Below are 9,651 nucleotides of genomic sequence, written 5' to 3' on the forward strand. Positions count from 1 at the left end.
AAAACGTACCTTTGCTTATCTTTGTGTAAACTGCCAGTAATCAACGTTAAACAAGTTTCCTGTACCAGTTCCCGTAAATACAAAGAATACGTTGTGAACACCGGATGCGCCGCTTACCGCAGTTTCTATTTCTCTCCAGGATTGCGTTCCGCCTGTGGAAGGGACATTCAAGGTTCCGACAAGCTTACCGTTTGCACTGTCTAGTCGCACTTCTATTTTTCCGCCAAGAGCGGATGCTACATTTGCTTTAAACGTTCTGGCACCGCCTGACCCGAAGTCTGCATTTCCAACAGCAATCCAGTCTCCGTTATGAATGTTTGTGACATGTTGATTATTGACCGGCCCGCCGGGTGCTGAGGATGCCTCTGTCAAAATCCGTCCGTTCCAGGCAAACGTTTCCGCTTCTACCCGGTGATATGGATTCAAGTTGGATAGCTGTTTGACACCTGCAAAATTTGCCGCTACCTCTTGCAGGGAGCCATCAGGATTATGCACAAGCTTATTGATATGGGGAGAACGGTATCCTTTGCCGGCCCCGTAAAGAGCGGAGCTGACAGTTTGAGTATGATACACCACATACCACTCGTTTTTAAAATTGAAAACAGCATGGTGATTGTTTCCGCCGCCTCCGAAAAATGCTCCCGGATTTTTCAGAAAGTGCCCTCTATACGAAAAAGAATTCATAGGACTTGAGCTGGTCATATACCCGATCTCACCTGGAGGTTTATCGGCCGGGTGCGCGCCCCCGAAATTGATACAATAGGAATAGTAATATTTTCCGTTATACTTATGCATTCCCGAATCTTCAAACATAAAAGGCGCATCAATCGTAGATGCACTTCCGGCAACACTGGTCATATCAGGCCCTAATTTCATGACTCTTGCTGTTTTAGGATTGGCCCATTGTCCCTGCGTTGGATTTGAACCGCCAGGAACGCCTCCGCCGGCATATAGGTAACCGGTACCGTCATCATCTACGAATACTGCCGGATCAAAAAGCCATACAACACCGGACATTCCTGGTGTACTTGGCGTCACCAGCGGTTTTCCGATCGGATCTGTCCACGGACCGGTCGGGCTGTCTGCGGTGAGAACCCCGATACCTCCGCCGCCGTTTGCGAAATAAAGGAAAAATTTATCCTTACCGTTGATCTTTTTCACCGCGGCTGACGGGGCCCATGATGCTCCTGCCCATTTGGCAATCCCCCGGCCGCCATTCACCCCATTGGCACCCGCTGCGGGAATCGCTCCGTGATCTGTCCAGTTCACCATATCCGCTGAAGATATGACGGATATTTTATTCAAATTGGCAAATGAATTATCCTTAATCGTGCCGTCGCTATTATATTCATAGTCATCGCTTGACATATAGATGTAGACTCTTCCGTTATAGGTCAGCGCAAACGGATCCGCGCCCAGATGATGGTCGATAAGCGGATTTGAATTCCCAACATGTTTTGCAATTGGAGTGCTTACCGCATTCGCATATTCCCCAGGTAAACAGCTCAATAATAAAGCAAGAACAAATAAACATACGCTGCACTTTTTCATCAGCTTAACATCCTCCTGTTTCCGCATATTAGGTTTTTAAAAAATATGATAACAACAGGTCATGAAGAATGCGTAAAATGAATGATTTTCAGAGTGAAAATGTTGCAAATATCTGACCCTCTTTTATGAAAAATGCCGCCGATTGCAGTCAGCGGCATTTTGCCCTGAATCACTTACATTTTGTCAAACTTCGTGTCGCCAGCAAACGATCCTATTGACAGTTGTTCTTCAAGAACAAGTCCGTGATGATGCCGTTCTTCAATCCTTTTGATAATAGATCGAATTGTATCCGTATTTTCTTCGATATTGTGAGGGTCAAAGATCGTCACATGGTCTCCTTTTAATTTGTACTCAAGGTAATGCTGTGCGGTTGATTGCTTCCATCCTCTATCGGTCAACTCGCCGCATAGAAAATGATGAATGTTGGCGTTAACGGCGTCGGAATTGATCAGTTTATTGTGATATGTGAGATAGCTTCTGATTTTATCCTTAATTGAAGGAATGGTTAATAATTCTCTGTAATAATCCGGAATGATATCCAGATTCCGATGAATGATCTCTTCGGTTTCCTCTTCCGAAAAATAATTCACCGAAACGGCTCTTTTAGAATCAAGCATCATAATGTCCGATACGATGCGTCCGCGCTTCTCCAAGGCTTTGGCAACCTCAAAAGCCAAATTCGACCCCGAGGAGTAACCGAGTAAAACAAAAGGCCCTTGTTCCTGAATGCCTATCATGCTTTCTGCATACCGGTCGACGATCTCTTGCTCGTAAGACGGCTCTTCTAGGAAATCAGCGGCATAGACGGTGCAGCGGCCGTCTAGTCTTTTCGCCATTTCATTATAGACCAGCCCGTACCCGATTAAAGGCGGGAAACAGAACAAAGGGATTGAACCGTTCTGATTCATCTTGACGAATACGTTATCCGTCTTGGACTCGAAAACTGCCGCTTGAATGGCGCGTGCCATTGTTTCGATGGTAGGAAAATCGTATACGGCTTGATAATGCATTTTGATTCCCATACGGTCGTTGATTTGATGAATAACTTGCAATACTTTGAGCGAATGGCCGCCAACGTCAAAGAAGTTATCTTTAATTCCCGGGTCACTGAGAGCTAAAATGTTCTTCCATATCTCTGCCAGCTGCTTTTCAATTAACGTTCCGGGCGCTTCGTATTCGGTTCCGGTGAGCCTATTTCCCTCAGGAGCCGGCAAAGCTTTTCGATCGATTTTTCCATTTGCGGTTATCGGCATCTTCTCCATTTGAACAAAGTAAGCCGGTATCATATAAGCGGGCAGTTTGTTCAGTAAATGACGCTTCAGCTGCGCCGTCTTTAATGAATCGTCTCCTGACAAGTAGGCGCACAGCTGCTTTGAGCCCTCTTCTTCAATCGCGATGACGACCGCTTCTTTGACAGATTCCGATTGCAATAAAGCCGTTTCAACCTCGCCAATTTCAATCCGATAGCCCCGGATTTTCACCTGATGATCAATTCTTCCCAAATACTCGATATTGCCATCAGGCAGCCACCGGGCGACATCTCCCGTTTTGTACATTTTTTCGCCTGCGGCAAACGGGTGTTCAACAAATTTCTCAGCCGTTAATTCCGGGCGGTTCAAATATCCTCTGGCCAGTCCCTCTCCTGCCACATAGAGCTCGCCCGGTATGCCCATGACCTGAATGCGTTGATATTCGTCCAAAATATACGCTTGCAGAGTAGGAATAGGTTGTCCGATGTTGCTTCTGCCCTCGTTGATTTCCCGTTCCGTGATTTCTTTATATGTGACATGAACGGTGGTTTCGGTGATGCCGTACATATTGATTAATTGTGTTAAAGGATATTTAAGCTTCCAGTCTTTCAAGAAGGATGGATTTAACGCCTCTCCGCCAAATATGATTTTTCGGATGTTTAAATTGGATTCGGGATCTGCTCTCTCCTCCTGCATCAGTTGATAAAAATAACTTGGCGTTTGATTTAAAATGGTCACAGCTTCCGATTTTAACAATTGCAAATACCTTTCCGGGTTTTTTGCTATTTGTTTCGGAACAATCACTAATTTGCCCCCATACAGCAGCGCTCCGTACATTTCCCATACTGAAAAATCAAAGCAGAAGGAATGAAACAAAGTCCAAGTGTCCGATGCGTTAAAATCAAAAACATTTTTGTTGTTAAATAACAGACGAACCACGTTTTTATGTTCAATGAGCGTGCCTTTCGGATTCCCCGTAGTTCCTGATGTATAAATCACGTAGGCTAATTGATTTGGCATCACGCTCAGATTGAGATTAGATGGTTCGGCGCCGTATGATGACGGATCGTCAAGGAAGACAGTATGACTTTGATAATCGGTACCTTCCAGAAGATGATGTTGCAATAATAAGATAGAGACGTTAGAATCCTCAAGCATATAATGGATGCGTTCTTTCGGATAATCCGGATCGATCGGTACGTAAACGCCCCCGGCTTTCAAAATAGCAAGGATGCCTATCACCATCTCCGGTGAACGTTCCGCCATAATGCCGACAAGCTCCTCGGCCTGAAGACCTTTGGCAACCAAGGTTCGGGCCAGCTGATTGGCGCGTTCATTTACTACCCGATACGTCAGCTTCTTATCTTCAAAAACAATCGCTGCTTGCTCCGGCGTTCGCTCCGCTTGTTCTTCAAACAATTGATGTATCGTCTTTGCCTTTGGATACTCAGCCGCCGTATCGTTGAACTTATCTATCAGAAGCGATCGCTCATCTGCTGTTACGATATCAAGGTCTTGTACGCGAATGTCCTGATCGTCCGCCATTTGCTTCATGATTTGCATGAAATGCGTCTGCATCCGTTCGACACTTGCTTGATCATAAACATCGCGGTTGTATACAAAACGAATGTCAATTTCTCCATCCGGCATCACGATAAAAGTAAAGTCGTAATGTGTATGTTCTTCCATATGAAAATCGAGAATGTCTAATGCGTTGTCATCCTGCTTCATATGTTCTATTTGTTTCTCAACCGGGTAATTCTCAAATACCATAATATGATTGATCAACTGCTGCTTTTGCTCAGTTTGAGCCTGAATGTCATACAACGGAAATGTATCATATTTTTGAGAAGCCAGTGCCCGCTCCTGGTTCACTTTCAATACTTGTGCAGCTGTCATTTCAGGCTGCGTATGAATACGTACGGGAATGGTATTGATAAATAAACCGACCATGGTTTCAATTCCCGGAATTTCTGCCGGTCTGCCGGATACGACCGTGCCGAAGACGACATCCTGACTCCCGTTGTATCTTTGCAGCAATAAGCCCCATGCGGTTTGTATCCATGTATTGACGGTGACTTGCTGGCGGCTTGCGGCCCGTTTGATTTCGTCTGTGAGCCGCTTTCCCAAACGAAACTCATACTCACCTTTTTCGTATCCTTTCGCCCGGTCGGAAGTTTGTTCTTGTAACAAAACAGTCTGCCCTTCATAACCTTCCAAGTAATTACGCCAATAGGCTGCCGCCTGCTTGTGATCTTGTTGATCCAGCCATTCGATATATCGGCTGTATGGAGTGACGGCTCCCCGCTTCGGCTGCCTTTGCTCGAGTATCGCATAATAGGTTTCAAACACTTCTTTCGTAACAAGAGGCAAACACCAGCCATCCATTAAAATATGATGAAAGCTCCATATCAATCGCGCTTGGTCTTCTTCTGTCCGCAGGATCGATACGCGCATTAAAGCATCCCGGGTGAGATTGAATCCCCGCGCCTTATCTCTTCTTGCAAAATCGGCAATAAACTCGCTGCGCTGATGACTGTTCATGCTGCGAATATCTTCAACGGCCGTTTCAATCGGCTTTTGCCGGAATACAATCTGCAAAGGCTGATCTTTCCATTCTGTATAAAAAAGAGTCCGAAGAATGTCATATTTTTCGGCCAGATGCGCCAAACTCATCCTGAATGCATCGATATCCAAGAAACCTTTCAGATCAAAAGCGGCTTGTTCAAAGTAAGCTTCGGAAGCCGAATCGATCAAGCTGTGGAACAACATTCCTTTTTGCATCGGGGTTAATGGGTATATATTTTCAATGTCACCGAGATGACTCGTTTGCTGCACAAATTGATCCAGTTCACCGATCGTTATACCTTTTAACGAAATATCGCTTGGCGTCAGGTGAATTTGATCTTGAGCATCACAATGTGCGATGACTTGCTGCAGGCTGCTTTTTAAGAGATCGGCGCAGGCTTCCATTGTTTCTCTTTGATATTGTTTGCCGCAATAACTGATGGCCAGCGACAATCGGCCGTCTGAAATCATGCCGTTGATATCAAGTGTATAGGTCAAGGGACGATTGTCACTGGCTGTTTTCCCGCTTGAGTAAGGGGATACCTCCATCTTGCCGTTCCGGACATCTTGATCAAATTGACCCAAATAATTGAAACGTATTTCCGGATGTCCGGTCCATTCATGTGCCTTCGGGTGATCGGACAAATATTTGATCAGGCCGTAGCCTATTCCTTTTTGGGGGATCTGACGCAAATTTTCTTTCACTGTTTTAATCCGCTGCGGGATATCCTGATCAGCTTTGATTTGAAGCGAAACCGGATATAGGCTTGTGAACCATCCCACCGTACGCGAAATATCGAGATCCGGAATGATAGACTCTCTGCCGTGTCCTTCAAGATCAATGAGAATGTCTTCATATCCGGTCCAACGATGAACAGCAGTTCCCAGACCGGTCAGTAATAAATCGTTCATATCGGTCGAATAAGCCCGGTGAGCGTTTTTTAATAAACGTTCGGTTTCCTCAACGGTCCATTGAACGATGACCGTTTCCCGGTCTTTGGCCAGACCGGTCTCCTGTTCATTGTCCTTTGGCAATGTATGCTGCGGATTATGTTTCTGTCTGAACCAGTATTGATTTTCCGCTTCGAATTCCTGACTTACTGCATAACGATTCAACTGTTCAGCCCATAACAGGTAAGAGTCCGTTTTCTTCGGAAGCCGGATCGCTTCGCCGTTTTGAAGCTGCTCATAAGCTGCCGCTATATCCTCAAGTAAAATCCTCCACGATACGCCGTCGATGACCAGATGATGAACCGCAATCAGCAAATGATCTCCCTCTTGACACCGGAACAATCCCAGTTTGATGAGCGGTCCTTCAGCTAAATGAATGGATTGCTGAATCTCATTGGAAATGGTTTCTATCGTCTGGGACACAATGTTTTCTTCGCGTAATGAGATCACTTCAAGGCTGAACAGATCACCTTCATCGATCCCGCGATTTCGGGCTTCATATCCATCTTCTGTCGGAACATAGACCATGCGCAAAGCATCGTGATGCTCCGTGATCTTCTTCATGACGTCCCGAAGCTTTGATTCATCCAGTCCCTCTTTCCAATAAAGCATAACCGCTTGATTGTAATGGTGTAATTCCGGGTATTTCTGGTCAAAAAACCAATGCTGAATCGGTGTCAGCAGCGCCCGGCCTTTGATTTCTCCTTGTTCTGCGATTCGGGTTACCGGCTCTACGTATGGAACAAGCTCGGAGATCGTTGGGTATTTAAACAAGTGTTTGATTTCAAACTTATACCCGGCTTGGTATAATCTTGAGGACACTTGAATCGACTTAATGGAATCGCCCCCCAATTCGAAGAAATGGTCTGAGATTCCGACCCGTTCTAAGCCTAAGACCGACTCCCACACCGCGGCCAGTATTTTTTCCAGTTCTGTTCGAGGAGCTTCATAGTTCATGCCTGTAAGATTCTCTCTTGGAGAAGGAAGGGATTTACGGTCTATTTTTCCGTTGAAAGTAAGCGGCATCTCTTCCAGCTGAACGAAATAAGCAGGTATCATATAGGATGGAATCTGGTGGGACAGCTCTTCACGGAGCTCGCCTGCAGTTAAAGCATGTTGTGCGGTATAATAGGCGCACAAGGATGTTTCCCCATCGATTTCCCGGGCGATAACGATGGCTTCTTTGATCGCCGGCAGCTGAAAAAAAGCGCCTTCGACTTCGCCGATTTCAATGCGGTAACCGCGGATTTTCACCTGGTGATCAATCCGGCCCAAATACTCGATATTGCCGTCCGGCAGCCATCTTGCCAAGTCTCCCGTCCGGTATATCCGTTCTCCTGATGCAATCGGATGGTTTACAAACTTCTCGGCCGTCAGTTCGGGACGATTCAAGTAGCCCCTTGCAAGCCCATCGCCCGCTATGCACAGTTCTCCCGCCACACCGGTCGGCTGCATATGTTCCAAATCAGCATGTAATATATACAATTGAATGTTGGAAATCGGTTTGCCTATCGGAATCGATGCATATGTTTCTTCCGTCTGGCAATCAAAGTATGATACATCAATTGTTGCTTCAGTCGGTCCGTACAAGTTGATGATTTGAGCCTGGCTCACCGACGTTATGATGCGTTTGAAGCCTGCGACATGTACAGGCTTCAAAGCCTCCCCGCTTGCAAACACATGTCTTAATGACGCTAATTTTTGTTTCAACATCCCGCTTGGCTTCTGATCCATGGATTCCAGGAAGGCATGCAGCATCGCCGGTACAAAATGCATTGTGCTGACACCTTTTTGTGCAATTGTATCTAAAATCAGCTCGGGATTCTTTTCTCCTCCGTTTGGCAACAGAACCAATCTGGAACCTGATATCGTCCACCAGAACAGTTCCCACACTGATACATCAAAGGTGATCGCAGTTTTTTGCAGAATTGCATCCCGCTCATCGAGAGGGTATTTTTCCTGCATCCACACCAGCCGATTGATGACCGACCGGTGCTCAACCATAACCCCTTTCGGCTTGCCCGTTGAACCCGATGTATAAATAACATAGGCCAGATGATCCGGACCAGCAGCCGGCTCTACATTCGACCCGTCTTCACAAAAGTTTTGCGGATCTTTCATATCCAGCACTTTTCCCGTAAAAGGTACTCTCTCTTGCGATTGATTCTGCACGAGTAACAACTTCGTATCCGAATCCTCCAATATGTATCGAACCCGTTCCTCCGGATAGCCCGGGTCAATCGGTACATACGCCCCGCCGGCTTTCAAGATCCCGAAGATCCCTACAATCATATCCAGGGAGCGTTCGGCCATAATCCCGACCGGCTGATCCGGCTGCACGCCTTCAGATTGCAGTGTCCGAGCGAGTTGATTCGCCCTTTCATTCAATTCACGGTACGTCAGACGGCTATCCTCGTAGACAACAGCCGTTTGATCAGGGGTACGTCCCGCTTGTTCCTCCAAAAATTGATGAATCGTTTTTTCTCTTGGATACTCTGCAGCCGTTTGATTATAGGCGATGAGTTGATTTGTCTCTGAGTCTGACAGAATATTAAGCTGTCGGATCATAAGGTCGGGTTGGAATAACAAACTTGAAAAAACCCGGTTTACATGTTCGATCACTTGCATCATATACTGGCGATCATAAGCTTGTTCATTATAAGTTAACTTTAAATGAATCGAATCATTTTCGATGGAAAACTGAAATAACGTATCAGCAGCAGCCGTTTCTATAAAACGAATGGGATGAAGCTGATCTAGTGATACGATCGTATGGATCATTGGCAAATGATTTGAATCGTAGTTCAGATTTAATGGACCGGCCATTTTATCGAAAGGAACGTGCTGATTTAAGATGGCTCCGTTCAGCGTATGCTTGAATTCATTAAATATGGATTTAAATGTGCTGTCCGCATTTATGTTTTGTTTGATTAACATGACTTGATCTAAACGAAGGTCTTCATCGGTTTCGTCTTCAAAGGTCGGTACACCTACAATAACGCCCTCTTCCCCCGTATATTTGTACAAAAGACACTCGATTCCGACCAGGAGAACCATATAAACGGCCATTGGCGATTTATTCGTCATCTTCATGATGCGCAGGGATACATCGGAGCTCAATGAACTGTGAATACGGTTGGGTGCACTCGGCGCATCGTGCTCTATTGTTGAGTCCGACATTTGAAACGAAGGGATTGCACTGGGACGATCTTCCGCATCGAACATGCTGCTCCAGAACAACTCCTGTTGCTTGAATTCTGACATTAATATCCCTCCAGTGAGTTTTAGCCGGCTGACCGCTGTCCCCGTAAAAACATCATGCCGGGGACAG

2 protein-coding genes are annotated in these 9,651 nt (G+C 45.8%); both read right to left on the reverse strand.

Annotation, left to right across the window (positions count from 1 at the left end):
- Nucleotides 1–15: 15 nt before the first annotated feature.
- On the reverse strand, nt 16–1,554 hold the full coding sequence (locus GNE05_RS09640; RefSeq protein ID WP_160183201.1) for a glycoside hydrolase family 43 protein: 1,539 nt from the start codon (nt 1,552–1,554) through the stop codon (nt 16–18).
- Nucleotides 1,555–1,724: 170 nt separating this feature from the next.
- Nucleotides 1,725–9,584 carry a bacillomycin D non-ribosomal peptide synthetase BamC gene (bamC, locus tag GNE05_RS09645; protein ID WP_160182699.1) on the reverse strand — a complete coding sequence of 2,620 codons (7,860 nt, stop codon included), beginning with the start codon at nt 9,582–9,584 and terminating at the stop codon, nt 1,725–1,727.
- Between the last annotated feature and the right edge of the window lie 67 nt (nt 9,585–9,651).

The sequence above is a fragment of the Bacillus sp. AM1(2019) genome (assembly GCF_009906915.1).
GTDB classification, from domain to species: domain Bacteria; phylum Bacillota; class Bacilli; order Bacillales; family Bacillaceae; genus Bacillus; species Bacillus velezensis.

Coding starts and splice junctions, on each gene's coding strand:
- bamC (WP_160182699.1), bottom strand. CDS start 9,584: ATGTCAGAATTCAAGCAACAGGAGTTGTTCTGGAGCAGCATGTTCGAT.